27 protein-coding genes are annotated in these 25,180 nt (G+C 37.2%); 26 read left to right on the top strand and 1 reads right to left on the bottom strand.

Going from position 1 to position 25,180, the window contains the following annotated elements:
• Nucleotides 1-92: 92 nt before the first annotated feature.
• Both NST14_RS19215 and spoVM read left to right on the top strand, forming a co-directional pair.
• Complete coding sequence (locus NST14_RS19215; protein WP_001998094.1) at nucleotides 93-773, top strand: thiamine diphosphokinase; 681 nt, start codon at nucleotides 93-95, stop codon at nucleotides 771-773.
• 66 nt (nucleotides 774-839) lie between these two features.
• Nucleotides 840-920 (top strand): stage V sporulation protein SpoVM, encoded by an 81-nt coding sequence (gene spoVM, locus NST14_RS19210; protein ID WP_001213599.1) that lies wholly within the window; start codon nucleotides 840-842, stop codon nucleotides 918-920.
• A gap of 73 nt (nucleotides 921-993) precedes the next feature.
• Here the strand turns inward: spoVM and rpmB are convergent, their stop codons facing one another.
• Complete coding sequence (gene rpmB, locus NST14_RS19205; protein ID WP_000124776.1) at nucleotides 994-1,182, bottom strand: 50S ribosomal protein L28; 189 nt, start codon at nucleotides 1,180-1,182, stop codon at nucleotides 994-996.
• 378 nt (nucleotides 1,183-1,560) lie between these two features.
• Between rpmB and NST14_RS19200 the strand changes: the two genes are divergently transcribed.
• The 24 genes from NST14_RS19200 to dprA all read left to right on the top strand — a co-directional run bounded on the left by NST14_RS19200 (nucleotide 1,561) and on the right by dprA (nucleotide 25,076).
• Nucleotides 1,561-1,923, top strand: coding sequence for an Asp23/Gls24 family envelope stress response protein (locus tag NST14_RS19200; protein WP_000021109.1), 363 nt, complete (start codon nucleotides 1,561-1,563; stop codon nucleotides 1,921-1,923).
• 22 nt (nucleotides 1,924-1,945) lie between these two features.
• Nucleotides 1,946-3,622, top strand: a complete 1,677-nt coding sequence (locus NST14_RS19195) for a DAK2 domain-containing protein (RefSeq protein ID WP_000027110.1) — start codon at nucleotides 1,946-1,948, stop codon at nucleotides 3,620-3,622.
• A gap of 288 nt (nucleotides 3,623-3,910) precedes the next feature.
• A complete protein-coding gene (gene recG, locus NST14_RS19190) occupies nucleotides 3,911-5,959 on the top strand; it encodes an ATP-dependent DNA helicase RecG (RefSeq protein ID WP_001006882.1) in 2,049 nt (682 codons plus the stop codon).
• An 88-nt stretch (nucleotides 5,960-6,047) separates the two neighbouring features.
• Complete coding sequence (gene fapR / locus NST14_RS19185) at nucleotides 6,048-6,641, top strand: transcription factor FapR (RefSeq protein ID WP_000747352.1); 594 nt, start codon at nucleotides 6,048-6,050, stop codon at nucleotides 6,639-6,641.
• Nucleotides 6,638-7,630, top strand: a complete 993-nt coding sequence (plsX, locus tag NST14_RS19180; RefSeq protein ID WP_000684108.1) for a phosphate acyltransferase PlsX — start codon at nucleotides 6,638-6,640, stop codon at nucleotides 7,628-7,630. The genes fapR and plsX overlap by 4 nt, the downstream gene beginning before the upstream one ends.
• 14 nt (nucleotides 7,631-7,644) lie before the next feature.
• Nucleotides 7,645-8,589 carry an ACP S-malonyltransferase gene (fabD, locus tag NST14_RS19175; protein WP_103141515.1) on the top strand — a complete coding sequence of 315 codons (945 nt, stop codon included), beginning with the start codon at nucleotides 7,645-7,647 and terminating at the stop codon, nucleotides 8,587-8,589.
• The gene (gene fabG, locus NST14_RS19170; RefSeq protein ID WP_000911784.1) at nucleotides 8,589-9,329 is read left to right on the top strand and encodes a 3-oxoacyl-[acyl-carrier-protein] reductase; all 741 of its coding nucleotides are present in this window, start codon (nucleotides 8,589-8,591) and stop codon (nucleotides 9,327-9,329) included. The genes fabD and fabG overlap by 1 nt, the downstream gene beginning before the upstream one ends.
• 69 nt (nucleotides 9,330-9,398) lie before the next feature.
• Nucleotides 9,399-9,632 (top strand): acyl carrier protein, encoded by a 234-nt coding sequence (acpP, locus tag NST14_RS19165; RefSeq protein ID WP_000786062.1) that lies wholly within the window; start codon nucleotides 9,399-9,401, stop codon nucleotides 9,630-9,632.
• Between the two features lie 58 nt (nucleotides 9,633-9,690).
• A complete protein-coding gene (gene rncS, locus NST14_RS19160; protein ID WP_001146876.1) occupies nucleotides 9,691-10,428 on the top strand; it encodes a ribonuclease III in 738 nt (245 codons plus the stop codon).
• 147 nt (nucleotides 10,429-10,575) lie between these two features.
• Complete coding sequence (gene smc, locus NST14_RS19155; RefSeq protein ID WP_000479000.1) at nucleotides 10,576-14,145, top strand: chromosome segregation protein SMC; 3,570 nt, start codon at nucleotides 10,576-10,578, stop codon at nucleotides 14,143-14,145.
• A gap of 15 nt (nucleotides 14,146-14,160) precedes the next feature.
• Nucleotides 14,161-15,150 carry a signal recognition particle-docking protein FtsY gene (gene ftsY / locus NST14_RS19150; protein WP_000007646.1) on the top strand — a complete coding sequence of 330 codons (990 nt, stop codon included), beginning with the start codon at nucleotides 14,161-14,163 and terminating at the stop codon, nucleotides 15,148-15,150.
• Between the two features lie 133 nt (nucleotides 15,151-15,283).
• A complete protein-coding gene (locus NST14_RS19145; RefSeq protein WP_000891062.1) occupies nucleotides 15,284-15,616 on the top strand; it encodes a putative DNA-binding protein in 333 nt (110 codons plus the stop codon).
• A gap of 12 nt (nucleotides 15,617-15,628) precedes the next feature.
• Entirely contained in the window at nucleotides 15,629-16,978 is a 1,350-nt protein-coding gene (gene ffh / locus NST14_RS19140) for a signal recognition particle protein (protein ID WP_000863461.1), read from the top strand.
• A 100-nt stretch (nucleotides 16,979-17,078) separates the two neighbouring features.
• A complete protein-coding gene (rpsP, locus tag NST14_RS19135; RefSeq protein WP_000268750.1) occupies nucleotides 17,079-17,351 on the top strand; it encodes a 30S ribosomal protein S16 in 273 nt (90 codons plus the stop codon).
• Nucleotides 17,352-17,365: 14 nt separating this feature from the next.
• Nucleotides 17,366-17,593 carry a KH domain-containing protein gene (locus NST14_RS19130; RefSeq protein ID WP_000737403.1) on the top strand — a complete coding sequence of 76 codons (228 nt, stop codon included), beginning with the start codon at nucleotides 17,366-17,368 and terminating at the stop codon, nucleotides 17,591-17,593.
• 120 nt (nucleotides 17,594-17,713) lie between these two features.
• Nucleotides 17,714-18,229 carry a ribosome maturation factor RimM gene (rimM, locus tag NST14_RS19125; RefSeq protein WP_000170268.1) on the top strand — a complete coding sequence of 172 codons (516 nt, stop codon included), beginning with the start codon at nucleotides 17,714-17,716 and terminating at the stop codon, nucleotides 18,227-18,229.
• Nucleotides 18,229-18,963, top strand: a complete 735-nt coding sequence (trmD, locus tag NST14_RS19120) for a tRNA (guanosine(37)-N1)-methyltransferase TrmD (RefSeq protein WP_000686892.1) — start codon at nucleotides 18,229-18,231, stop codon at nucleotides 18,961-18,963. Before rimM ends, trmD begins: the two co-directional genes overlap by 1 nt.
• Before the next feature lie 146 nt (nucleotides 18,964-19,109).
• Nucleotides 19,110-19,454: a 50S ribosomal protein L19 gene (gene rplS, locus NST14_RS19115; RefSeq protein ID WP_001186516.1), complete on the top strand. Its 345-nt coding sequence runs from the start codon at nucleotides 19,110-19,112 to the stop codon at nucleotides 19,452-19,454.
• Nucleotides 19,455-19,555: 101 nt separating this feature from the next.
• Entirely contained in the window at nucleotides 19,556-20,107 is a 552-nt protein-coding gene (gene lepB, locus NST14_RS19110; RefSeq protein ID WP_000711857.1) for a signal peptidase I, read from the top strand.
• A 20-nt stretch (nucleotides 20,108-20,127) separates the two neighbouring features.
• Nucleotides 20,128-21,018 (top strand): ribosome biogenesis GTPase YlqF, encoded by an 891-nt coding sequence (ylqF, locus tag NST14_RS19105; protein ID WP_000236700.1) that lies wholly within the window; start codon nucleotides 20,128-20,130, stop codon nucleotides 21,016-21,018.
• 51 nt (nucleotides 21,019-21,069) lie between these two features.
• A complete protein-coding gene (rnhB, locus tag NST14_RS19100; protein WP_001174725.1) occupies nucleotides 21,070-21,843 on the top strand; it encodes a ribonuclease HII in 774 nt (257 codons plus the stop codon).
• Between the two features lie 193 nt (nucleotides 21,844-22,036).
• A complete protein-coding gene (sucC, locus tag NST14_RS19095) occupies nucleotides 22,037-23,197 on the top strand; it encodes an ADP-forming succinate--CoA ligase subunit beta (RefSeq protein ID WP_001020785.1) in 1,161 nt (386 codons plus the stop codon).
• 19 nt (nucleotides 23,198-23,216) lie between these two features.
• Nucleotides 23,217-24,119: a succinate--CoA ligase subunit alpha gene (sucD, locus tag NST14_RS19090; protein ID WP_000115178.1), complete on the top strand. Its 903-nt coding sequence runs from the start codon at nucleotides 23,217-23,219 to the stop codon at nucleotides 24,117-24,119.
• Nucleotides 24,120-24,206: 87 nt separating this feature from the next.
• Nucleotides 24,207-25,076 (top strand): DNA-processing protein DprA, encoded by an 870-nt coding sequence (gene dprA / locus NST14_RS19085; RefSeq protein ID WP_000818026.1) that lies wholly within the window; start codon nucleotides 24,207-24,209, stop codon nucleotides 25,074-25,076.
• Nucleotides 25,077-25,180: the final 104 nt, after the last annotated feature.

The following is a 25,180-nucleotide window of genomic DNA, read 5'->3' as shown; positions in this document are numbered from 1 at the left end:
ACGGGTCTTTATCCCAGTGAATCTTCTAGTGTAGTAAGTTTTCACTATTTATAAAGGGTAGAGAAAAAATATATAAAAAGGCAATCTACCGAATGGCAGATTGCCTTTTTACAATAGAAGGGGAAGGAAACATGATTATTCATATTTTAGCGGGAGGACCCGCGGAATATTGTGCAGATTTTTCTTCATATGAAAATGAGAAAGTAGTGTGGGCGGCAGTTGATAGAGGAGTATATCGTTTATTAAAAAGAGGTATTACTCCTGCTGTTGCGTTTGGAGATTATGACTCGGTTACGGAAGAAGAATTAGCATGGATGGGGCAACAAACAAATGATTTACATATTGTTCCTCGTGAAAAAGATCAAACTGATTTAGAAATTGCGATTAACTGGGCGTTAGAACAAAAGCCGGCACTCATTCGTATTTTTGGTGCTACTGGCGGAAGACTTGATCACGGTTTAGCGAATATACAAATGCTTTTAAAAGGATTAGAAGTAGGAATAGAGATGTGTATTGTAGACAATCAAAATGAAATAAGTGTAAAAAGAGTAGGTACACATATAATTGAAGAAAATAAAAATTTCCCTTATGTATCTTTTGTGCCTGTTACTGAAATAGTGGAAGGGATTACATTACTTGGTTTTAAATATCCTCTAACGAATAAAAAAATAGAGTGGGGATCCACACTTTGTATTAGTAATGAACTCGTTGAGGAAAAAGGTACTTTTTCATTTACTTCTGGCATATTAATGGTGATAAGAAGCACTGATTAAAGAAACAATTTTGCTCCTTACATCATATAGTGACCAAGTGGAGTAATGGGGATTAGGAGGGAAACCATGAGATTTTATACAATTAAGTTACCTAAATTTCTTGGTGGAATTGTTCGTGCCATGTTAAATACCTTCAAAAAAGATTAAAAAAAGCACCTATTACCGGTGCTTTTTCCATTGGTATAGTAAAAAAAGAGCCTAGCGGCTCTTTTTTTTATTATTAAACACGTTCGATTTTGCCAGATTTTAATGCTCTAGCAGAAACGTAAACACGTTGAACTTTTCCGTCGATGCGTACGCGAACTTTTTGAAGGTTAGCGCCCCACTTACGTTTTGTAGCGTTCATTGCGTGAGAACGAGAGTTACCAGAACGAGCTTTTCTTCCAGTAATAGCACAAACACGAGCCATTTATATTTCCCTCCCTTGATACCTTACCATACGTAATTTTTCAATGTTAGTCTTTTATGCGATGCTAAAAACACTACTATAATTTAACACAACTAAAAAGAGAATGCAACACTGTAGAAAAAAGAAATCAAGAAAAATTACTTGACACTATATGTCAATGAAGAAAAGTTGAAATCAAGAAAAATTGCTTGACATATTATAGTGATACATGTTGTATAATAACAATGGACTATTTTGCTCATCATAAAAAAGTGTAGTTTTCAACATAAAATATGAGAGTGAAAAAGAAAGAACGATGGAATTTTCTTTAAAAAGATTATATGATAGTAACTAAAGTAGTCTAACTCACTTTCACCATTTATGAAGGGGGAAAACGAGATGTCAATTGAAATTAAAACGAAGTACGGTCAAATTGATATTAGTACAGATGTAATTGCAACAATTGCTGGAGGTGCCGCGGTAGATTGCTACGGTATCGTAGGTATGGCATCAAAAAATCAGTTAAAAGATGGATTAACAGACATTTTACGAAAAGAAAATTTCACTAGAGGTGTTATTGTTCGTAAAGATGAAGATGAAGTACATATTGATATGTATATTATTGTGAGCTATGGTACGAAAATTTCAGAAGTAGCACATAACGTGCAGACGAAAGTGAAATATACATTAGATCAAACTGTAGGACTAGCAGTAGATTCTGTAAACATCTACGTACAAGGAGTTAAAGTAATAAACTTGTAATGTGCATTAAGGAGGAAAATCTGTGTCAATTCAAAAAATTGATGGAAAACGTTTATCACAAATGATCATTCAAGGAGCGAATAATTTAACGAATAATGTTCAGCTTGTTGATGCATTAAACGTATTTCCAGTTCCAGATGGCGATACCGGTACAAACATGAACTTATCTATGACTTCAGGCGCACGTGAAGTGAAAGCAAATCCTTCACAACATGCTGGTAAAGTCGGCGTAAGTTTAGCCAAAGGATTATTAATGGGAGCTCGTGGTAACTCTGGAGTTATTTTATCTCAGTTGTTCCGTGGTTTCTCGAAATCCATTGAACAAAAAGAAGAATTAACAACAGTTGATTTTGCTGCAGCTTTAGAAGCTGGAGTAGAGGCGGCTTACAAAGCGGTTATGAAACCGATTGAAGGAACGATTTTAACGGTTGCAAGAGAAACGGGTAAATATGCAGTAACAGTTGCGAAAAAACAGCGCGACTTTGTTTTGTTTATGGAAGACGTTGTGAAAGAAGCAAATGCATCGTTAAATCGTACGCCAGATTTATTACCTGTATTAAAACAAGTTGGCGTTGTAGATAGCGGTGGTAAAGGTCTTGTAGTAGTTTACGAAGGGTTTTTAGCTGACTTAAAAGGAGAAACGATTTCTTCTGATGCACCTGCCCAACCATCTATGAATGAAATGGTGCGCGCAGAACATCACCGTAGTGTACAAAGCCAATTGAGTACAGAAGATATTAAGTATGGATATTGTACGGAGTTCATGGTGAAATTAGAAGCTGATAAAGTGAAAGAACATAATTTCTCTGAACAAAAATTCCGTGAAGATATTAGTGTGTATGGTGATTCACTACTAGTTGTATCTGATGATGAAATTGTAAAAGTTCATATTCATGCAGAACATCCTGGAGACGCTATGAACTACGGACAACGTTACGGTAGTTTAATCAAGATTAAAGTAGAGAATATGCGTGAACAGCATACCGCTTTATTAGATGAGCCTGCTATGATGCCTGAGCCAACTAGCCAGCCTAAAGAGAAACAACCGTACGGTATCGTAACTGTAGCTATGGGATCTGGTATTAAAACTTTATTTGAAAGCATTGGCGCGACGAAAGTTATCGAAGGTGGCCAAACGATGAATCCAAGTACTGAGGATATCGTGAAGGCGATTGAAGAAGCAAACGCTGAAAAAATCATTATTTTACCGAACAACGGGAATATCGTAATGGCAGCAGAACAAGCAGCGTCAGTTGTGGATCAAGAAGTGATTGTAGTTCGTTCAAAAACAGTTCCTCAAGGTATGGCTGCAATGTTAGCATTTAATCCAGTTGGAACGCTAGAGGAAAATGAAGAAAACATGAAAGAAGCTTTATCTCATGTGAAAACAGGTCAAATTACGTATGCTGTACGTGATACGGAAATTGATGGTGTGGCAATTCAAAAAGATGATTTCATGTGTATCGCAGATGGAAAAATCGTATCAACAAATGCTGAAAAAGTAGGGGCTGCGAAGCAATTACTAGAAGCACTAATTGATGAAGATTCTGAAATCGTAACGATTCTACAAGGTGAAGATGCAACTGATGAAGAGGTAGCTGAATTAGTTGAATTTGTAGAAGAGAATTTTGAAGATGCAGAAGTAGAAGTACATGCTGGAAACCAACCGGTGTATTCTTTCATCTTCTCTGTAGAATAAGAAAAAATTCGTTTTGAAAATAAATGGATTACTTACTTGCTAATGGATAATAAGTAGTAATATGAAGTTTATTACTAGTTTTTATTCAAAAGGCTAGCATATTGAAGATAAAAAAGAGCCTTGCTGCTAATAGTGAGGCTCTTTTCTTTCGTGTTGTTTATGAGGGATTTGAGTAGTTTCTCTTAGAATGCCTATGATAGAATATATAGGGTGAAAGAGAGCGATTACAGATGTCAATCATGTTAATGGATAATGAATCAAAAAATAATGTGACGGAGCGTGAGAATCTTGAATGAAGTTGTACAAGTTCCTGTTACGGATGTAAAGGGAATCGGAGGAGAAACATCTGAATTACTACACGAGATGGGAATTTATACAGTTTCTCATCTATTAGAACATTTTCCGTACCGTTATGAAGACTATGCGATGAAAGATCTTGCTGAAGTAAAGCATGATGAACGTGTAACAGTAGAGGGAAAAGTTCATAGTGCTCCTTTACTGCAATATTATGGGAAGAAGAAGTCGCGTCTTACGGTTCGTGTCCTCGTAGGTCGTTATTTAATTACAGCTGTATGTTTTAATAGGCCGTACTATAAGCAGAAGTTAAATTTAGATGAAACGGTAACGATTACTGGTAAATGGGATCAGCATCGTCAAACGATTGCGGTATCAGAACTTCATTTTGGACCGGTTGTACGTCAACAAGAAGTAGAGCCTGTGTACTCAGTGAAAGGGAAACTTACAGTAAAACAGATGCGCCGTTTTATTGCACAAGCGTTAAAAGAGTATGGAGATTCTATAGTTGAAGTGTTACCTGATGGATTGCTAAGTCGATATAAATTATTGCCGCGTTATGAAGCGCTTCGGGCGTTGCATTTTCCAACAGGTCAGGAAGATTTGAAGCAAGCGCGTCGCCGTTTTGTATATGAGGAGTTTTTCTTATTTCAGTTAAAAATGCAAACGTTACGAAAAATGGAGAGGGAAAATTCGAAAGGGACAAAAAAAGAAATTCCTTCAGAAGAATTGCAAGAGTTTATCGATGCACTTCCGTTTCCATTAACTGGTGCGCAACGCCGAGTTGTAGATGAAATTATGAAAGATATGACATCTCCTTATCGAATGAATCGTCTGTTGCAAGGTGATGTAGGTTCTGGTAAAACGGTGGTCGCTGCAATTGGTCTTTATGCAGCGAAATTAGCGCATTATCAAGGTGCTTTAATGGTTCCAACAGAAATTTTAGCAGAACAACATTATCAATCGCTCGCAGAGACGTTCTCGCACTTTGGTATGAAGGTTGAATTGTTAACAAGTTCAGTTAAAGGTGTGAAACGCCGAGAGATTTTGGCAAAATTAGAACAAGGAGAAATAGATATCCTTGTTGGAACGCATGCTTTAATTCAAGATGAAGTTATTTTTCATAGGTTAGGTCTCGTGATTACTGATGAACAACATCGATTTGGTGTAGCGCAGCGACGAGTTTTACGTGAGAAAGGTGAAAGTCCAGATGTATTATTTATGACAGCAACACCAATTCCACGTACGTTAGCAATTACTGCATTTGGAGAGATGGATGTTTCTATAATCGATGAGATGCCGGCTGGTAGAAAGGTAATTGAAACATACTGGGCAAAACATGACATGTTAGATCGTGTTCTCGGTTTTGTAGAGAAAGAGATAAAAAAAGGAAGACAAGCATATGTTATTTGTCCTCTAATTGAAGAATCTGAGAAACTTGATGTACAAAATGCAATCGACTTACATAGTATGCTGACTCATCATTATCAGGGGAAATGTCAAGTCGGATTAATGCATGGAAGATTATCATCTCAAGAAAAAGAAGAGATAATGGGGCAATTTAGTGAAAATAAAGTGCAAATTCTTGTGTCGACAACAGTTGTTGAGGTGGGTGTGAACGTACCGAATGCGACTGTAATGGTTATTTATGATGCAGAGCGTTTCGGTTTATCACAGCTTCATCAGCTAAGAGGCCGTGTTGGGCGTGGTAGTGAACAATCGTATTGTTTATTAATCGCGGATCCAAAATCGGAAACGGGAAAAGAACGAATGCGTATTATGACCGAAACGAATGATGGATTTGTATTGTCAGAAAAAGATTTAGAATTACGAGGTCCTGGAGATTTCTTTGGGAGTAAGCAAAGTGGTTTACCAGAATTCAAGGTTGCTGATATGGTACATGATTATCGGGCGCTAGAAACAGCTAGACAAGATGCGGCGTTACTAGTAGATTCAGAAGCGTTTTGGCATAATGATCAATATGCGTCGTTGCGTACGTATCTTGACGGGACAGGTGTGTTCCAGGGAGAGAAGCTCGATTAAAGGGAGGTAACAAAAGTTTTTGTTGCATTCTACTTTTAATGATTATATACTACTGTTAGTACCTAGTCATAAAAATGGATGGTGCGGTATGAAAAAAAGAAGAAGTAAAAAAGAAAGACAAGAATTATTACAACAAACGATAGAAACGAATCCTTTTATTACGGATGAAGATTTAGCAGAAAAATTTCAAGTGAGTATACAAACTGTACGTCTTGATCGTATGGAATTATCTATTCCTGAATTAAGAGAAAGAATTAAACATGTAGCTACAAAGCAACATGAAGAAGATGTGAAATCTTTACCGTTAGAAGAGGTTGTCGGAGAAATTATTGATATAGAATTAGATAGACATGCGATTTCTATTTTTGAAGTGAAGGTAGAACACGTATTTAAAAGAAATCAAATTGCCCGTGGGCATCATTTGTTTGCACAAGCAAACTCACTAGCTGTTGCGGTTATTGATGAAGAATTAGCTTTAACTGCAAAGTCTACCATTCGATACATTCGTCCTGTAAAATTAGGAGAGCGTGTTGTTGCAAAAGCGCGCGTGGAAGATGTAGAGAATGATAAAGGGCGGACGGTTGTCAAAGTGCGTAGCTTCGTTGGAGAAGAACTTGTTTTTACAGGCACTTTTGAAATGTATCGATCTAGTAATTATAGTGAGGAAGGTAACAACTTATGAAAATCGCAATAGATGCAATGGGCGGCGATCATGCTCCAAAGGCTGTCGTACTAGGAGCAATGAAAGCTATTAAGGAATATTCTGATTTACATATTACGTTAGTGGGGAAAGAAGAGGAAATTCGTCAATACTTAACGAGTGAAGAACGAATTACTATACTTCATACAGACGAAAAAATCGAATCGACAGATGAACCAGTAAGAGCGGTTCGTCGAAAAAAACAAGCTTCAATGGTACTTGCGGCGCAGCAAGTGAAAGACGGTGTAGCGGATGCTTGTATATCAGCTGGTAGTACAGGAGCTTTAATGGCGGCTGGATTGTTTGTTGTAGGTCGTATGGAAGGAATTGAGCGACCAGCTTTATCCCCTACAATGCCAACTGTTGATGGAGAAGGTTTTGTTATGTTAGATGTTGGAGCGAACGTTGATGCAAAACCAATTCATTTATATCAATATGCAGTAATGGGATCTGTATACGCTGAGAAAGTAAGAGGAATTAAAAATCCTCGCGTTGGACTTTTAAACGTTGGAACAGAAGATGGTAAAGGTAACGAGCTTTCAAAACAAGTCTTTGCAATGCTTAAAGATGCGCCAATTAATTTTGTTGGGAACGTTGAATCAAGAGATTTATTGCAAGGTGTAGCAGATGTTGTTGTATGTGACGGTTTTACAGGGAATGTAGCACTGAAATCATTAGAAGGAACAGCACTTGCATTATTCTCTATGTTAAAAGAGCAGTTAATGAGTTCGTTTACGAGCAAATTAGCAGCGGCGGTATTAAAACCAAAACTTATGGTATTAAAAGATAAAATGGATTATTCGGAGTATGGAGGAGCCGCGTTATTTGGATTGAAAGCTCCTGTCATTAAGGCTCACGGTTCTTCCAATGACCAATCAATATTTAGTGCGATTCGTCAAACGAGAGAAATGGTAGCGAAAGAAGTTATTCCTACTATTTCAAGCGTAATGGAGAAAGAGCCACTCCAATAAGAGGAGGATTTGAAATGGGAAAACTAGCATTTCTTTTTCCGGGCCAAGGTTCACAGGCAGTTGGAATGGGTAAACAGTTAGCAGAGAATAATAAAGAGGTTGCAAATGTATTTGTAAAAGCAGATGAGGTGTTGCAAGACTCACTTTCAGAAGTGATTTTTGAAGGGCCGCAGGAAAAGCTTACGTTAACAACAAATGCGCAACCTGCTTTATTAACAACGAGTTTTGCTATTTTGACAGCTTTAAAAGAGTATGATATTACACCAGACTTTGTCGCAGGGCATAGTTTAGGTGAGTATAGCGCTCTTGTAGCAGCAGGTGCATTAACTTTTGAGGATGCAGTATATGCTGTAAGGAAACGTGGGGAATATATGGAAGAAGCTGTTCCTGGCGGAGAAGGTGCAATGGCGGCTATTTTAGGTGCTGATCCACATATGCTGAAACAAGTTACAGAAGAAGTAACAAGTGAAGGGTATGCAGTACAAATTGCTAATATGAATAGTACGAAGCAAATTGTGATTTCTGGAACAAAGCAAGGAGTCGAGATTGCTTCTCAAAGAGCGAAAGAACATGGTGCAAAGAGAGCAATTCCGCTTAAAGTAAGTGGACCGTTCCACTCTGCGCTTATGAAGCCAGCGGCGGAGAAATTCCAAAGTGTCTTAAATGAAATTACAATTCAAGATACGAATATTCCGGTAATCGCAAATGTAACAGCAGACGTTATTACAAGTGGTGCACATATTCAAGAAAAGCTAATCGAGCAGCTCTATTCGCCTGTCTTATGGTATCCATCCATTGAATATATGGTGAGTCAAGGGGTAGATACATTTATTGAGATTGGACCTGGGAAAGTACTTGCTGGACTTATGAAGTCAATTGATTCATCAGTGAAAGCATACGCGATATACGATGAAGAGACATTACAAGATACCATTTCGAATTTGAGAGGAGAAAACTGATGTTAAAAGGGAAAGTAGCATTAGTAACGGGTGCTTCACGTGGAATTGGTCGCGCAATTGCGATTGATTTAGCAAAACAAGGGGCAAATGTTGTAGTAAATTATGCTGGTAACGAGCAAAAGGCAAATGAAGTAGTTGATGAAATAAAGAAATTAGGTTCGGATGCAATTGCAGTAAGAGCAGATGTTGCAAATGCTGAAGACGTTACAAATATGGTGAAACAAACTGTAGATGTATTTGGACAAGTTGATATTCTTGTAAATAATGCAGGTGTAACAAAAGATAATTTATTAATGCGTATGAAAGAAGAAGAATGGGATACAGTTATTAATACAAACCTAAAAGGTGTATTCTTATGTACAAAGGCAGTATCTCGATATATGATGCGTCAACGTCATGGACGTATTGTAAATATCGCTTCTGTTGTCGGAGTAACGGGAAACCCAGGACAAGCAAACTATGTTGCTGCTAAAGCAGGTGTAATCGGATTAACAAAAACATCAGCAAAAGAGTTAGCAAGCCGCAATATTACTGTAAATGCAATTGCTCCTGGATTTATTGCGACAGATATGACAGACGTATTAGATGAAAATATAAAAGCTGAAATGTTAAAATTAATTCCTGCAGCTCAGTTTGGTGAAGCGCAAGATATCGCAAATGCTGTAACGTTTTTTGCTTCTGATCAAAGCAAATATATTACAGGTCAAACGTTAAATGTTGATGGCGGTATGGTAATGTAATAAAAGAATCGATTTCAGCTAGTTTTTTTGGACAATATTTAATATAATATTTGAGGGGAGGTGAATGGAATGGCAGATGTTTTAGAGCGTGTAACAAAAATTATCGTTGATCGTTTAGGAGTAGAAGAAACAGAAGTAGTACCAGCTGCAAGCTTCAAGGAAGATTTAGGAGCAGACTCCCTAGATGTAGTAGAACTTGTAATGCAATTAGAAGACGAATTCGAAATGGAAATTTCTGATGAAGATGCTGAAAAGATTGCTACTGTTGGCGATGCTGTGACTTACATAGAGAGTCATCTATAATGCTTGAATGAAGTCCCGTTTTTTAGCGGGGCTTCTCGGCTTATATCTGGAGGGACCTATGCCGTACCGTAAATATAGAGAAAAAAAATACGAAACAAAATATCGTGAAGCGTTTAAAGTATTTCAAGAAAAAATAGGTATTACGTTTACAGATGAAAAATTATTGATTCAAGCATTTACGCATTCATCGTATGTGAATGAGCATCGAAAAAAACCGCATGAAGACAATGAGCGTCTCGAATTTCTTGGAGATGCAGTATTGGAACTTACTGTATCGCAGTATCTGTTTCAAAAATATCCGACAATGAGCGAAGGAGAGTTAACAAAACTACGTGCAGCTATTGTATGTGAACCATCTCTTGTTCGTTTTGCAAACGAGTTGTCATTTGGTAGCCTAGTTTTATTAGGAAAAGGTGAGGAAATGACAGGCGGACGTGAACGACCAGCTTTATTAGCGGATGTCTTTGAAGCGTTTATTGGTGCCCTTTATCTTGATCAAGGGTTAGAAACAGTATGGGGCTTCTTAAAAGAAATTGTATACCCTAAAATTAATGAAGGTGCTTTTTCTCATGTGATGGATTATAAGAGTCAATTACAAGAGTTGATTCAGCGTGATGGTAGTGGCAATATTGAGTATCAAATTTTGCAAGAAAAAGGACCGGCTCACAATCGGGAATTTGTGTCACGTGTTACGTTAAATAACGTGGCCTTAGGTCTTGGTAGTGGCAAGTCGAAAAAAGAAGCAGAGCAACAAGCTGCTGCAGAAGCGTTGAAAAAGTTAAAAGAACAACTATAAGGAATCCCCCTTTGAATGAGGGGGATTCCTTGTGCATAGAATGAAACTTTCCTTTCGTTTATAAATGTAAGGAAATGAAATCCGTATAATCGTTTGTTTTTGTATAAACAACATTTATAGCAATGGAGAATAGGAGGAAGGCCTTTCGTGTTTTTAAAAAGATTAGAAATAGCAGGATTTAAGTCTTTTGCTGAGCGTGTATCTGTCGATTTTGTCCCAGGTGTAACGTCTGTAGTAGGACCTAATGGAAGCGGGAAAAGTAATATTACTGATGCCATTCGTTGGGTACTTGGTGAACAATCGGCAAAATCATTACGTGGTGCAAAGATGGAAGATATTATTTTTGCAGGTAGTGATACGAGAAGAGCGGTTAATGTTGCTGAAGTAACATTAACTTTAAATAATGAAGATCAACGTTTACCGATTGAATATAATGAGGTGTGTGTAACGCGTCGTGTATCTCGTTCTGGTGATAGTGATTTTTATATTAATAAACAATCATGCAGGTTGAAAGATATTATCGATTTATTTATGGACTCTGGTATGGGAAGAGAAGCTTTTTCGATTATTAGCCAGGGGAAAGTTGAAGAAATTTTAAGTAGTAAATCAGAAGAACGTCGTGGTGTATTTGAAGAAGCGGCGGGAGTGCTGAAATACAAACTTCGTAAAAAGAAAGCTGAAGGTAAATTAGCAGACACACAAGAAAACTTAAATCGTGTACAAGATATAATTCACGAATTAAGTAGTCAAGTAGAACCTTTAGAAAGACAAGCTTCTATTGCAAAGGATTATCTCGAGAAAAAAGAAGAATTAGAGAAAGTAGAAGCGGCGCTTATTGTACATGAAATTGAAGAATTACATGAGAAATGGGAAGCGCTTCGAAATCAGTTTGGGCATAATAAAAACGAAGAAGCGAAAATGTCAACGCATTTACAAAAAGGTGAAGAAGAGCTAGAGGAATTACGAGGCCAATTACAAGCAGTAGATGAGTCTGTAGATTCCCTGCAAGAAGTACTTTTGCTTTCTAGTAAAGAACTAGAAAAGTTAGAAGGACAGCGTGAGCTATTAAAAGAGAGAAAGCAAAATGCAACGACGCATTGTGCACAACTCGAACAGTTAATTGTTGAATTAACAGAGAAAGCTACAAGTTATGATGGTGAAATTGAATCGAGTACAGAAGTATTGATGCAATTTGTAAATCATGTAAAAGAGTTGGAGACGAAATTGCATGATAATGAGCAATTACTTGCAACGTTTGCTGACAATTTAGAAGAGCAAATTGAGAATTTAAAAGGTGACTATATTGAACTTTTAAATCAACAAGCTAGTCATCGTAATGAGTTATCTATGATTGAAGAACAATCTAAACAACAAAACTCAAAAAATGAACGCCTTGATGAAGAAAATGCGAAATATGTAGAAATGCGTATGGAAATTACAGCGAAAAAGACAAAACTTGTGGAAAGTTATGAACAAGTAAAAGAAAAAGTAGCTGGAATCCTTTCGAATATACAAAAGACAGAAGCGGCACTTGGGAAATGCAAGGCGCAGTATAGTGAAAACGAAACAAAACTGTATCAAGCATATCAATTTGTACAACAGGCACGTTCTCGAAAAGAAATGCTAGAAGAGATGCAAGAGGACTACTCTGGTTTCTATCAAGGGGTACGTGAAGTATTGAAAGCTAGAGAAAATAGGTTGCAAGGTATTGAGGGTGCTGTTGCAGAACTGCTAACGGTACCGAAAGAATATGAAATTGCAATGGAAATTGCTCTAGGTGCAGCGATGCAGCATATAGTTGTACAAAAAGAAGAACATGCTCGTAATGCAATTGCGTTTTTAAAACAAAATAAACATGGACGAGCAACGTTTTTACCGCAAGCTGTTATTAAAGGTAGATCGTTATCATTTGAGCAATTACGTATTGTAAATCAGCACCCATCGTTTGTAGGTGTGGCAGCAGAACTCGTGCAATATAACAATAAATATGAAAATGTAGTTTCAAATTTATTAGGTACTGTTATTGTTGCAAAAGATTTACGCGGAGCGAATGAGTTGGCGAAACAATTGCAATACCGTTATCGCATTGTAACAATCGAAGGTGATGTAGTAAACCCTGGCGGTTCTATGACGGGTGGAGCGGTAAAACAGGCGAAATCATCTTTATTAGGACGTCAACGTGAACTAGAAGAGTGGACGAGTAAGTTAACTGATATGGAAGAAAAAACAACGAAGTTAGAAAACTTTGTTAAAGCAGTAAAACAAGAGATTCAAGAAAAAGAAGTGCAAATACGCGAACTAAGGCAAAGTGTAGAAGCAGAGCGTGTAGATGAACAGAAATTAAGAGAAGAAATTAGTCGCTTAGAATTAGAAGAACATCGTATTAATGATCGGTTATCTATTTACGATTTAGAGATTGAAGGGTTCTTGCAAGACCAAGTGAAAATGCAAGGCCGTAAAGAAGAGTTAGAAAAGATTTTAGCGACTCTTCAGGCAGAGATTACGGAATTAGACAGCAAAATCACAGCTTTAACAAAACAAAAAAGTGAGCAACATTCTTCGAAAGAAAAAGTTCAAAAAGAAATGACTGAGTTAAAAGTGTTAGCAGCTGAAAAGCAACAACGCTTATCTAATCAAAAAGAAAAAGTAGAACGATTGACGAAGGAAAAAGAAGAAACCGATGCAACGCTTGTCAAAACGAAAGAGGATTTAGCATTCTTAAAACAAGAAATGACATCGAATTCAAGTGGTGAAGAACAAATTACGAATATGATTGAGAAGAAAGCATATGATCGTAATCAAACTTCAGAGTTAATTCGCTCTCGTCGTGAACAACGTGTATCGTTACAAGAGAGAGTAGAACAGTTAGAGCGTAACCTGAAAGAAACAACAGGTAAACATAAATACATTCTTGAGATGTTGAAAGATCAAGAGGTAAAAATAAACCGACTTGATGTAGAGTTAGAAAATAGATTACAACATTTACGTGAAACATATACGATTTCATTTGAAGCGGCAAAACTGAAGTATACAATGGTGATGCCTGCTGAGGATGCACGTAAAAAGGTGAAACTAATTAAACTCTCCATCGAAGAGCTAGGTACAGTAAACTTAGGAGCAATTGATGAGTATGAGCGTGTGGCAGAGCGTCATACATTCTTACTAGAGCAAAAAGATGATCTAGAAGAAGCAAAAACGACATTGCACCAACTTATTACTGAAATGGATGAAGAAATGAAAAAACGCTTTTCTACTACGTTTGAAGGAATTCGAATGGAGTTTCAATCGGTGTTCTCTGAATTATTTGGAGGCGGTAGAGCGGATTTAGTTATGACGAATCCAGAGGACTTATTAAATACGGGTATTGATATCGTAGCGCAACCGCCAGGGAAGAAACTGCAAAACTTAGGTTTACTTTCAGGTGGAGAGCGTGCTTTAACGGCAATTGCGCTGCTATTTGGTATTTTAAAAGTACGCCCAGTCCCATTCTGTGTATTAGATGAGGTAGAGGCTGCTCTTGATGAGGCAAACGTTGCCCGTTTTGCTCAGTATTTAAAGAAATTTAGTGATGAGACACAGTTTATTGTAATTACACATAGAAAAGGTACAATGGAAGAGTCTGACGTATTGTACGGTGTAACAATGCAAGAGTCAGGGGTATCTAAACTTGTTTCGGTTCGTTTAGATGATGGAGAAGAACTAGTTGCAAGCAAATAGAAAGGATGGGACAGTATGAGCTTTTTTAAAAAACTAAAAGAAAAAATTTCAAAACAAACAGATACGGTAACAGAGAAGTTTAAACAAGGATTAGAAAAAACGAGAAATTCGTTTGCAGATAAAGTAAATGATTTAGTCTTTCGTTACCGTAAAGTAGATGAAGATTTCTTCGAAGAATTAGAAGAAATTTTAATCGGTGCAGATGTAGGCGTTTCGACAGTGATGGAATTAATCGACCAGCTGAAAGAAGAAGTGCAACGTCGTAATATTCAAGATCCAAAAGAAGTACAAGCTGTTATTTCGGAAAAATTAATAGAGATTTATAAAGGTGACAGTGATTTTACTAATGAAATTAATGAGCAAAAGGATGGCTTGACAGTTGTTTTATTTGTTGGTGTGAATGGTGTAGGTAAAACGACAACAATTGGTAAGATGGCTCATAAGTTTAAATCAGAAGGTAAGTCTGTTTTATTAGCAGCAGGAGATACATTCCGTGCTGGAGCGATTGAACAATTAGAAGTATGGGGCGATCGCGTTGGGGTAGAAGTGATTAAACAAGGATCAGGGTCTGATCCAGCAGCGGTTATGTATGACGCTGTACAAGCTGCAAAAGCACGTAAAGTAGATGTATTACTATGTGATACAGCAGGACGTTTACAAAATAAAGTAAACTTAATGAAAGAGTTAGAGAAGGTAAAGCGTGTAATTGAGCGTGAAGTACCAGGAGCTCCTCATGAAGTATTACTTGTTATTGATGCAACAACAGGACAAAACGGTTTAAGTCAAGCGAAAACATTCCGTGAAGCAACGAATGTGACTGGTATTGTTTTAACGAAGTTAGATGGAACTGCTAAAGGTGGTATTGTATTAGCAATTCGTAACGAAATGGATGTACCGGTGAAATTCGTTGGATTAGGAGAGCAAATGGATGATCTGCAACAGTTCGATCCAGAACAATATGTATATGGTTTATTTGCGAACTTAGTAGAAACAGAAGAAGTATAAGTGAAAGAAGCGGTATTTTCCGCTTCTTTTTCTATAAAAATATGAGATGTTAAGAAAAAAACTTGACACTCTTTTGTACTCCATGTAAACTAATTCATGTAAAGGGAAATCACTTAACAAAGGATGATCCAACATGCTCGAAAAAACAACGAGAATGAACTATTTATTTGATTTTTATCAATCGTTGTTAACGCAAAAACAAAGAAGTTATATGTCGCTTTATTATCTAGATGATTTATCTCTTGGTGAAATTGCGGAAGAATTTGATGTAAGTCGCCAAGCCGTGTATGATAACATTAAACGGACTGAAGCGATGCTTGAAGAATATGAAGAAAAATTAGTATTACTTCAAAAGTTTCAAGAGCGACAGCGACTTGTTGCAAAGCTAAAACAGCTAATCAGCGAAGAAGAGCATGTGAATGAAGAAATGAAACAAGTTGTTGAAGCTATCGAAAAATTAGATTAGGAGGGCGGCAATATGGCATTTGAAGGATTAGCCGACCGACTTCAACAGACGATGCAAAAAATCCGCGGCAAAGGAAAAGTTTCTGAAGCCGATGTGAAAGAAATGATGAGAGAAGTTCGTCTAGCTCTTTTAGAAGCGGACGTTAACTTTAAAGTAGTAAAAGATTTTGTAAAGCGTGTATCTGAACGTGCTGTCGGACAAGATGTAATGAAAAGTTTGACACCTGGACAACAAGTAATTAAGGTTGTACAGGAAGAACTTACAGAACTTATGGGCGGAGAGCAAAGCAAAATTGCTGTTGCTAATAAGCCACCGACTGTTATTATGATGGTTGGTCTGCAAGGTGCAGGTAAAACAACGACGACAGGTAAGCTTGCGAATTTGCTTCGTAAAAAGCATAATCGTAAACCAATGCTTGTTGCGGCGGATATTTACCGTCCTGCAGCGATTAAACAGCTTGAAACATTAGGGAAGCAATTGGACATGCCTGTATTCTCTTTAGGAGATCAAGTAAGTCCTGTTGAAATTGCGAAACAAGCGATTGCAAAAGCGAAAGAAGATCATCATGATTATGTTTTAATTGATACAGCAGGTCGCCTGCATATTGATGAAGAACTAATGGATGAATTAGCGAAAGTGAAAGAAGTTGCGAAACCGGATGAAATTTTCCTTGTTGTCGATGCGATGACAGGACAAGACGCGGTTAATGTTGCACAAAGTTTCCATGAACAGCTAGGTTTAACAGGGGTTGTATTAACGAAGCTGGATGGTGATACGCGCGGTGGTGCGGCATTGTCTATTAAAGCTGTTACAAATACGCCAATTAAATTTGCTGGTATGGGTGAAAAACTAGATGCACTTGAAGCGTTCCATCCAGAACGTATGGCATCCCGTATTTTAGGGATGGGAGACGTCTTAACATTAATTGAAAAAGCGCAAGCTACAGTTGATGAAGAGAAAGCAAAAGAACTTGAGCAAAAAATGCGTACGCTTTCGTTTACACTTGACGATTTCCTAGAACAACTTGGACAAGTGCGTCAACTTGGACCGCTTGATGAATTGTTAGGAATGCTTCCTGGTGCAAATAAAATTAAAGGGCTGAAAAATGCACAAGTTGATGAAAAACAAATTGGGCATATTGAGGCAATTATTCGTTCTATGACTAAATTAGAGCGAGAACAACCGGAAATAATCAATGCTAGTCGCAAAAAACGCATTGCCAAAGGTAGCGGTACAACGGTACAAGAAATCAATCGTTTAATCAAGCAATTTGATGATATGAAAAAAATGATGAAAACGATGACTGGAATGCAAAAAGGTAAGAAAAAAGGACTAGGTGGATTGAAGTTTCCATTCATGTAAGGAAAAAAGATGGCTCTGTTAAGAAAAAATACTTTACAAAGCAATAGTCTTTTTGCTAATATAATTATCTGTGTGAAATAAATTCGGAGGTGCTTTATAAATGGCAGTTAAAATTCGTTTAAAACGTATGGGAGCTAAAAAAACTCCTTTCTATCGTGTAGTTGTTGCAGATTCTCGTTCTCCTCGTGACGGACGTTTCATTGAGGAAATCGGTACTTACAATCCGGTTGCTCAACCAGCTGAAGTTAAGATCAACGAAGAAGCAGCATTAAAATGGTTAGGAAATGGTGCTAAACCATCTGATACAGTTCGTAACTTATTCTCTAACCAAGGTATCATGGAGAAATTCCACTTATCTAAACAAGGTAAGTAATTGAGGCAATGACTATGAAGAAGTTAGTCGAGACGATTGTCAAGCCTCTTGTCGATTATCCTGAAGATGTAAAAGTTACACAGGAACTTTACAACGGAGAGATAAAGTATCGATTAACTGTACATCCTGAGGATGTTGGAAAAGTCATTGGAAAACAAGGGAAAGTTGCGAAAGCAATTCGAATGCTCTTGTATTCAGTGGGACATCACAATAGTGAAAAAGTAACACTGGAAATTCAATAAACGTAAAAAGGGCGAGGAGTTATTCCTCTCCCTTTTTTAACATTTAAAGAGAAGTTGCATGTTCCATATGTGAAATGGGGATGCTTAATTTATATAGAAACCAGGGGTGACATACTGTTTATGACAAAATGGTTTAACGTAGGAAAAATTGTAAATACTCATGGCGTAAAAGGAGAAATTCGTGTGGTTTCTCGTACGGATTTTCCAGAAGAGCGATATAAAGTAGGGAATACGTTATACATATCGAATGAAAAAGGTGGAGAGCCTTTCCCAGTAAAGATTACTTCTCATCGTCAACATAAAACATTTGATTTATTGACATTTGAAGGATATGGGAATGTAAATGAAGTAGAACAGTTTAAAGGTTCTCTTTTAAAAGTGCCTGAAGATCAATTAGGCGAACTAGCTGAAGGTGAATACTACTATCATGAAATTATTGGTTGCAACGTTGTAACGGAAGAAGGAGAAGCGCTAGGGACAATAAAAGAAGTTCTATCTCCTGGTGCAAATGATGTTTGGGTAATTAAACGTCCAAAAGGTCAAGATTTGTTAATTCCTTATATTGATGATGTTGTGCTTCAAGTTAACATTGAGAATAAATTAGTAACCATTCATGTAATGGAAGGGCTACTATAATGAAAATTGACATTTTAACTTTGTTTCCAGATATGTTTACAGGTGTGTTTGGATCTTCAATTTTAAAGAAAGCACAAGAAAAAGAAGCGGTAGAGCTTCGTGTTGTCAATTTCCGCGATTATACAACGAGTAAGCATAATAGTGTGGATGATTATCCGTATGGTGGCGGCGCTGGGATGGTGTTAACTCCTCAGCCTATTTTTGATGCTGTAGAAGATTTAACGAAAGAGACAGAGCGGAAGCCGCGAGTTGTCTTAATGTGTCCGCAAGGTGAAAGGTTTACTCAGAAGAAAGCGGAAGAGCTTGCAGAGGAAGAACATTTAATCTTTGTATGTGGGCATTATGAAGGATATGACGAACGAATTCGTGAACATCTCGTAACAGATGAGATTTCTATCGGTGACTATGTATTAACGGGTGGAGAGTTAGCCTCTATGGTTATAACTGATAGTGTCGTACGTCTCCTTCCAGGAGTACTAGGAAATCATGCTTCACAAGTCGAGGATTCGTTTAGTACAGGTTTATTAGAGCATCCTCATTATACACGTCCAGCTGATTTTCGTGGTATGAAAGTGCCAGATGTATTAATGTCGGGAAATCATAAAAATATTGATGAATGGCGACATAAAGAATCGTTGCGTCGTACGTACACGCGTAGACCGGATTTACTAGAAGAACGAGAATTGTCTAAGCAAGAAAAGAAGTGGCTAGAACAGATTAAAGAAGGCAAATAAGTGCTTGATATATTTTCTATTGCAACAGCCTTAGCAATATGCTATTATAACACTTGTGCTGCTGAAATCAGTAGCCGTATTAACGATGTTCCGCTGTAATTTATTTAGACTTTATAAGAGCATCTGTTTAAAGGAGAGAATTTAATATGCAACAATTAATCGCAGAAATTACAAAAGGCCAATTAAAAACTGACCTTCCTTCATTCCGTCCTGGAGACACTTTACGTGTACACGTAAAAGTAGTTGAGGGAACTCGTGAAAGAATTCAGCTTTTCGAAGGTGTTGTAATTAAACGTCGTGGTGGCGGAATCAGTGAAACATTCACAGTTCGTAAGATTTCTTACGGTGTAGGTGTAGAGCGTACATTCCCAGTTCACACGCCAAGAATCGCGAAAATCGAAGTACTTCGCCGTGGTAAAGTACGTCGTGCTAAGTTATACTACTTACGTAACCTTCGCGGTAAAAAAGCACGTATTAAAGAAATTCGATAAGACATGTATGGGAGCTTGTAAATGCACAAGCTCCCTTTTTCCAATCTATATAAAATTTTGATATAATACGATCAGCTTACATAATCGTGGAGGGGAAAAGCATGAAGAAAGAAAAGAGTTCACTTTGGGAATGGATCAAGGCAATTTTGATAGCTGTTGTATTAGCAGGTGTTATTAGACAGTTTTTCTTTGCGCCAATTCTCGTAGATGGAGTATCGATGGCGTCTACATTACATGATCGCGATCGAATGATTGTTAATAAAATTGGTTATCACATAGGAGATCCGAAACGATTTGATATTATTGTATTCCGAGCAACGGAAGATAAAGATTATATTAAGCGTATTATCGGCCTGCCAGGCGATGAAATAGAGTATCGTAATGATAAACTATATGTTAACGGAAAGGCTTATGAGGAGCCGTATTTAGACAAGCAGAAAAAACAAATTGCTGACGGACCGCTTACATATGATTTCACTCTTGAAGAAATGACAGGAAAGAAAACTGTTCCAGAAGGTCAATTATTTGTTTTAGGCGATAATCGTCGTTTTAGTAAAGATAGCCGTTCGATTGGTACAATTTCAATGGACCAAGTGATTGGAAAGGCAAATATACTATATTGGCCGTTAAAAGATGCTCGTATTGTGAAATAAAAGAAAAAGAAGGTGGCAACATGGTAATTCAATGGTTCCCGGGACATATGGCAAAGGCTAGACGCCAAGTAACAGAAAAATTAAAGTTAATTGATGTTGTAATTGAGCTTGTAGATGCTCGATTACCCTTATCTTCTCGAAATCCGATGATCGATGAGATTATTACACATAAACCGAGGCTTGTTGTTTTAAATAAAGCGGATATGGCAGATGATCGTTTAACAAAGCAATGGATCGCATATTTTAAAGAAAAAGGCCATATGGCAATTTCAATTAACGCACAGGCTGGACAAGGTATGAAGGAAATTGCAGCGGCTTGTAAAGTGTTAGTGAAAGAGAAATTTGATAAAATGGTTGCAAAAGGTATTAGACCGAGAGCGATTCGTGCATTAATTGTGGGGATACCGAATGTTGGTAAATCTACGTTGATTAATAAGTTAGCGAAGAAAAATATTGCTAAAACAGGAGATCGTCCTGGTGTGACAACAGCTCAGCAATGGATTAAAGTTGGGAAGGAAATGGAATTACTTGATACACCAGGTATACTATGGCCTAAATTTGAGGACCAATTAGTTGGATTACGTCTAGCTACGACTGGTGCAATTAAAGATTCTATTTTAAATCTACAAGACGTAGCTGTTTATGCGCTACGTTTTATGGAGAAACATTACCCAGAGCGATTAAAAGAGCGCTATAATTTAAATGACATTCCAGAAGATATCGTGGAGTTATTTGATGCGATTGGAAAAAATAGAGGCTGTTTAATGGGCGGCGGAATGATTGATTATGATAAAACATCTGAACTTGTACTTCGTGAGCTTCGTGGTGGCAAACTTGGAAAAATGACGTTTGAAACACCAGAAGAGTTTGCAGAGCAGACAGAAGATGCAGAAAAAGTAGAAGAAGTATAAGACGTGCGTTTGTACGTCTTTTCTTTTTTGTATATAAAGGGAGTGGCATGAATGCAAAAAGTGACGATTCAAGAGGCGGAACATTTACTACAAGAAATTATGAGTGAAGAGGACGACCGCTTTCAGATATTAATGAAAGATGAGCGGAAAGGGGTACAAAAGCTCATTTCGAAGTGGTATAAACAAAAAGAGTTAGCACAAAAGGAAAAAGAAAAATTTCTAGAAATGTCTAAATATGAAAATGCATTACGTGAAAAAGGTCTCACATATATCGCAGGTATAGATGAAGTAGGTCGTGGACCGTTAGCTGGGCCTGTTGTGACGGCAGCTGTCGTTCTTCCTAAGGATTTTTATATTCCAGGGTTAAATGACTCGAAAAAGTTGAGTGAAGCGAAACGTGAGCGTTTTTATGATGAAATTAAAGCGCAAGCAATTGCAATTGGAGTTGGAATTGTATCACCGCAAGTTATTGATGAAATAAATATTTATCAAGCGACGAAACAAGCGATGTTAGATGCTGTTGCGAATTTATCTTGTACACCACAATATTTATTAATTGATGCGATGAAACTCCCTACACCAATTCCGCAAACATCTATTATTAAAGGTGATGCAAAAAGTATTTCTATTTCAGCTGCATCCATTATTGCGAAAGTAACGAGAGATCGTATGATGAAAGAGCTTGGAGAAAAGTATCCTGCATATGGATTTGAACAACATATGGGATATGGCACAAAACAACATTTAGAAGCGATTGAAGCGCATGGCATATTAGAAGAACATCGAAAATCGTTTGCGCCAATTAAAGATATGATTCAAAAATAAGCTGCGAAAACGCAGCTTATTTTGTATTTTGACATATAAACATTACTATTTTCCAAAAAGAATAAAGCGATTTCAGTTTTCTGACACTTTATTGTAGACAGCGTGCCAATCATCTTATACAATGGCAATGTAATGTTTTTTAAACATTAAAAAACTTTTCGAGTAAAACAGGAAAACAGGGGAGGATGGGACCATGAATATCCATGAGTACCAAGGTAAGGCAGTCCTTAGAAGCTATGGGGTTAGCGTTCCGAACGGGAAGGTTGCATTTACAGTAGAAGAAGCTGTAGAAGCGGCGAAAGAATTAGGAACGGATGTATGTGTAGTGAAAGCACAAATTCACGCTGGTGGACGCGGCAAAGCTGGCGGAGTAAAAGTTGCAAAAAATTTAGATGAAGTTCGTACATATGCAGAGAGCATTTTAGGAACTACACTTGTGACACATCAAACAGGTCCTGAAGGTAAGGAAGTAAAACGCTTACTTATCGAAGAAGGTTGCGATATTAAAAAAGAATATTATGTAGGTCTTGTTTTAGACCGTGCAACTTCTCAAGTTGTTTTAATGGCTTCTGAAGAAGGCGGAACAGAAATTGAAGAAGTAGCAGAAAAAACACCTGAAAAAATCTTTAAAGAATATATTGATCCAGCAGTAGGCTTACAAGGCTTCCAAGCACGCCGAATTGCATTTAACATCAATATTCCAAAAGAGCTTGTAGGACAAGCTGTGAAGTTTATGATGGGCTTATACCGTGCTTTTATCGAAAAAGATTGCTCTATCGCAGAGATTAACCCACTTGTTACAACAGGTGATGGTAAAGTTATGGCATTAGATGCGAAATTAAACTTTGATTCTAATGCTTTATATCGCCATAAGGATATTTTAGAACTTCGTGACCTTGATGAAGAAGATGCAAAAGAAATCGAAGCTTCTAAATATGACTTAAACTACATTCCTTTAGATGGAAATATCGGTTGTATGGTTAATGGTGCAGGTTTAGCGATGGCTACGATGGATATCATTAAACATTACCATGGCGATCCAGCTAACTTTTTAGATGTTGGTGGCGGTGCGACAGCTGAAAAGGTTACAGAAGCATTCAAAATTATCCTTTCTGACAAAAATGTAAAAGGTATCTTCGTTAACATTTTTGGTGGCATTATGAAGTGTGATGTTATTGCAGAAGGTGTTATTGAAGCAACGAAACAAGTAGGTCTTGAATTGCCTTTAGTTGTACGTCTTGAAGGTACAAACGTAGAGTTAGGTAAGAAAATTTTAAATGAGTCTGGCTTAAATATTGTTGCAGCAGAATCTATGGCAGACGGTGCACAAAAAATTGTTTCACTAGTGGGCTAATAGAAAGCGGGGGAGAAAAATGAGCGTATTAGTTAATAAAGATACAAAAGTTATTGTTCAAGGTATTACAGGTTCTCAAGGGTTATTCCACACAAAGCAAATGATAGAATACGGTACGAAAATTGTCGGTGGTGTAACGCCAGGTAAAGGTGGCACTGATATTGAAGGTGTACCAGTATTTGATACTGTAGAAGATGCAGTGAAAGCAACAGGCGCAAACGCTTCAGTTGTATACGTTCCACCCGCTTTTGCGGCTGATGCAATTATGGAAGCAGTTGATGCAGAAATTGATTTAGTAGTATGTATTACTGAAGGAATTCCTGTATTAGATATGGTAAATGTAAAGAGATATATGGCTGGTAAACATACACGTTTACTTGGACCGAACTGCCCAGGTGTTATCACACCTGATGAATGTAAAATTGGTATTATGCCAGGGTACATTCATAAAAAAGGTCATGTAGGTATCGTATCTCGCTCTGGTACATTAACGTATGAGGCTGTACATCAGTTAACACAAGAAGGTATTGGTCAATCTACGGCTGTAGGTATCGGCGGAGACCCTGTTAACGGTACAGACTTTATTGATGCGTTAAAAGCATTTAATGAAGATGAAGAAACACATGCTGTAATTATGATTGGTGAAATCGGTGGTACAGCGGAAGAAGAGGCAGCTGAATGGGTGAAAGCTAATATGACAAAACCGGTTGTAGGCTTCATTGGCGGCCAAACAGCGCCTGCTGGCAAACGTATGGGTCATGCTGGTGCAATCATTTCTGGCGGTAAAGGAACTGCTGCAGAAAAGATTAAAACGATGGAAGCTTGTGGTATTAAAGTAGCGGAAACTCCAGCAGTTATGGGTGAAACGCTAATCTCTGTCTTAAAAGAAAAAGGTCTATTTGAGACTTGTAAAAACTACTAATCTGTTGAAAGACACCTTCTTGCTTGAAGGTGTCTTTTTACAAACTTCTTGTTAACATAATAAAAATTATGGGTAAGGAGAATTGGGATGAAAAGAGAACGATTATTACATCTTCATTACTTGTTAGCAGACCATTGGAAGGCGATAGAGAGGCTATTACATGTCGATCCAGAATTGAAGGAAATATACAATTTTAATGCAAAACAAATTGAATGTTACACTGGAATATCCTCGAAAAAATCTTCAGAATTAGTAAATTTTCTTCAAAGTTCAAATCTCCCACAATATATATCTTATTTAGAGAAAAATCGATTCTTTTATATGACAATATGGGATGAAGATTATCCAAAATTATTACGTGAAATACAAGATCCTCCCTTTGTATTATATGGAAAAGGAGAAAAAGATTTTCTCGATAAAGTGAATAAATTAGCGGTTGTTGGAACGAGAGAGCCGACTTTATATGGATATGAAAGTTTGAAATTTATTTTACATCCATTATTAGAAAAAGAATGGCTTATTGTCAGTGGATTTGCAAGAGGGATAGATGCGATGTCTCATGAAATTACAGTAAGACGGCATTGCCCAACAATTGCGATACTAGGACATGGATTATCGTATATATATCCAAGAGAGAATCGATATTTATATGAAGTGTGGAATGAATATATATTGTTATTAACAGAGTATCCTCCGCACTATGCACCGAAAAAATGGTATTTTCCAAAAAGGAATCGAATTATTAGTGGCATAAGTAAAGGTGTTTTAGTTGTAGAAGCGAAATCAAGAAGTGGAACACTTATTACCGCAGACCTTGCTCTAGAGCAAAATAGAGAGGTATTTGCACTGCCTGGACCTATATTTATAGATAGTGCATCAGGAACAAATCATCTCATTCAACAAGGAGCGAAACTAGTAAGAAATGCAGAAGATATACTGGAAGAGATTTTAAATTAACCTTATATTTTTATGTTTTTATTAAACAATTATTGACAAATGGTAGATAGGCACTGTATGGTATATTCATTCTTGATTGACAAAAACAAGAGAAATCAATAAGA

The sequence above is a fragment of the Bacillus sp. FSL W8-0519 genome, assembly GCF_038005585.1.
GTDB classification, from domain to species: domain Bacteria; phylum Bacillota; class Bacilli; order Bacillales; family Bacillaceae_G; genus Bacillus_A; species Bacillus_A paranthracis.
This window is presented reverse-complemented; position numbering and strand designations above follow the sequence as displayed.

What these genes read in the sequence shown, in the direction of transcription:
- sucD (WP_000115178.1), top strand. Translation starts at nt 23,217, where the DNA reads ATGAGCGTATTAGTTAATAAAGATACAAAAGTTATTGTTCAAGGTATT.
- rimM (WP_000170268.1), top strand. Translation starts at nt 17,714, where the DNA reads ATGACAAAATGGTTTAACGTAGGAAAAATTGTAAATACTCATGGCGTA.
- fabG (WP_000911784.1), top strand. Translation starts at nt 8,589, where the DNA reads ATGTTAAAAGGGAAAGTAGCATTAGTAACGGGTGCTTCACGTGGAATT.
- sucC (WP_001020785.1), top strand. Translation starts at nt 22,037, where the DNA reads ATGAATATCCATGAGTACCAAGGTAAGGCAGTCCTTAGAAGCTATGGG.
- rncS (WP_001146876.1), top strand. Translation starts at nt 9,691, where the DNA reads ATGCCGTACCGTAAATATAGAGAAAAAAAATACGAAACAAAATATCGT.
- plsX (WP_000684108.1), top strand. Translation starts at nt 6,638, where the DNA reads ATGAAAATCGCAATAGATGCAATGGGCGGCGATCATGCTCCAAAGGCT.
- ylqF (WP_000236700.1), top strand. Translation starts at nt 20,128, where the DNA reads ATGGTAATTCAATGGTTCCCGGGACATATGGCAAAGGCTAGACGCCAA.
- acpP (WP_000786062.1), top strand. Translation starts at nt 9,399, where the DNA reads ATGGCAGATGTTTTAGAGCGTGTAACAAAAATTATCGTTGATCGTTTA.
- dprA (WP_000818026.1), top strand. Translation starts at nt 24,207, where the DNA reads ATGAAAAGAGAACGATTATTACATCTTCATTACTTGTTAGCAGACCAT.
- ffh (WP_000863461.1), top strand. Translation starts at nt 15,629, where the DNA reads ATGGCATTTGAAGGATTAGCCGACCGACTTCAACAGACGATGCAAAAA.
- rnhB (WP_001174725.1), top strand. Translation starts at nt 21,070, where the DNA reads ATGCAAAAAGTGACGATTCAAGAGGCGGAACATTTACTACAAGAAATT.
- NST14_RS19215 (WP_001998094.1), top strand. Translation starts at nt 93, where the DNA reads ATGGCAGATTGCCTTTTTACAATAGAAGGGGAAGGAAACATGATTATT.
- fabD (WP_103141515.1), top strand. Translation starts at nt 7,645, where the DNA reads ATGGGAAAACTAGCATTTCTTTTTCCGGGCCAAGGTTCACAGGCAGTT.
- ftsY (WP_000007646.1), top strand. Translation starts at nt 14,161, where the DNA reads ATGAGCTTTTTTAAAAAACTAAAAGAAAAAATTTCAAAACAAACAGAT.
- trmD (WP_000686892.1), top strand. Translation starts at nt 18,229, where the DNA reads ATGAAAATTGACATTTTAACTTTGTTTCCAGATATGTTTACAGGTGTG.
- NST14_RS19130 (WP_000737403.1), top strand. Translation starts at nt 17,366, where the DNA reads ATGAAGAAGTTAGTCGAGACGATTGTCAAGCCTCTTGTCGATTATCCT.
- rplS (WP_001186516.1), top strand. Translation starts at nt 19,110, where the DNA reads ATGCAACAATTAATCGCAGAAATTACAAAAGGCCAATTAAAAACTGAC.
- NST14_RS19145 (WP_000891062.1), top strand. Translation starts at nt 15,284, where the DNA reads ATGCTCGAAAAAACAACGAGAATGAACTATTTATTTGATTTTTATCAA.
- lepB (WP_000711857.1), top strand. Translation starts at nt 19,556, where the DNA reads ATGAAGAAAGAAAAGAGTTCACTTTGGGAATGGATCAAGGCAATTTTG.
- fapR (WP_000747352.1), top strand. Translation starts at nt 6,048, where the DNA reads ATGAAAAAAAGAAGAAGTAAAAAAGAAAGACAAGAATTATTACAACAA.
- spoVM (WP_001213599.1), top strand. Translation starts at nt 840, where the DNA reads ATGAGATTTTATACAATTAAGTTACCTAAATTTCTTGGTGGAATTGTT.
- NST14_RS19200 (WP_000021109.1), top strand. Translation starts at nt 1,561, where the DNA reads ATGTCAATTGAAATTAAAACGAAGTACGGTCAAATTGATATTAGTACA.
- rpsP (WP_000268750.1), top strand. Translation starts at nt 17,079, where the DNA reads ATGGCAGTTAAAATTCGTTTAAAACGTATGGGAGCTAAAAAAACTCCT.
- rpmB (WP_000124776.1), bottom strand. Translation starts at nt 1,182, where the DNA reads ATGGCTCGTGTTTGTGCTATTACTGGAAGAAAAGCTCGTTCTGGTAAC.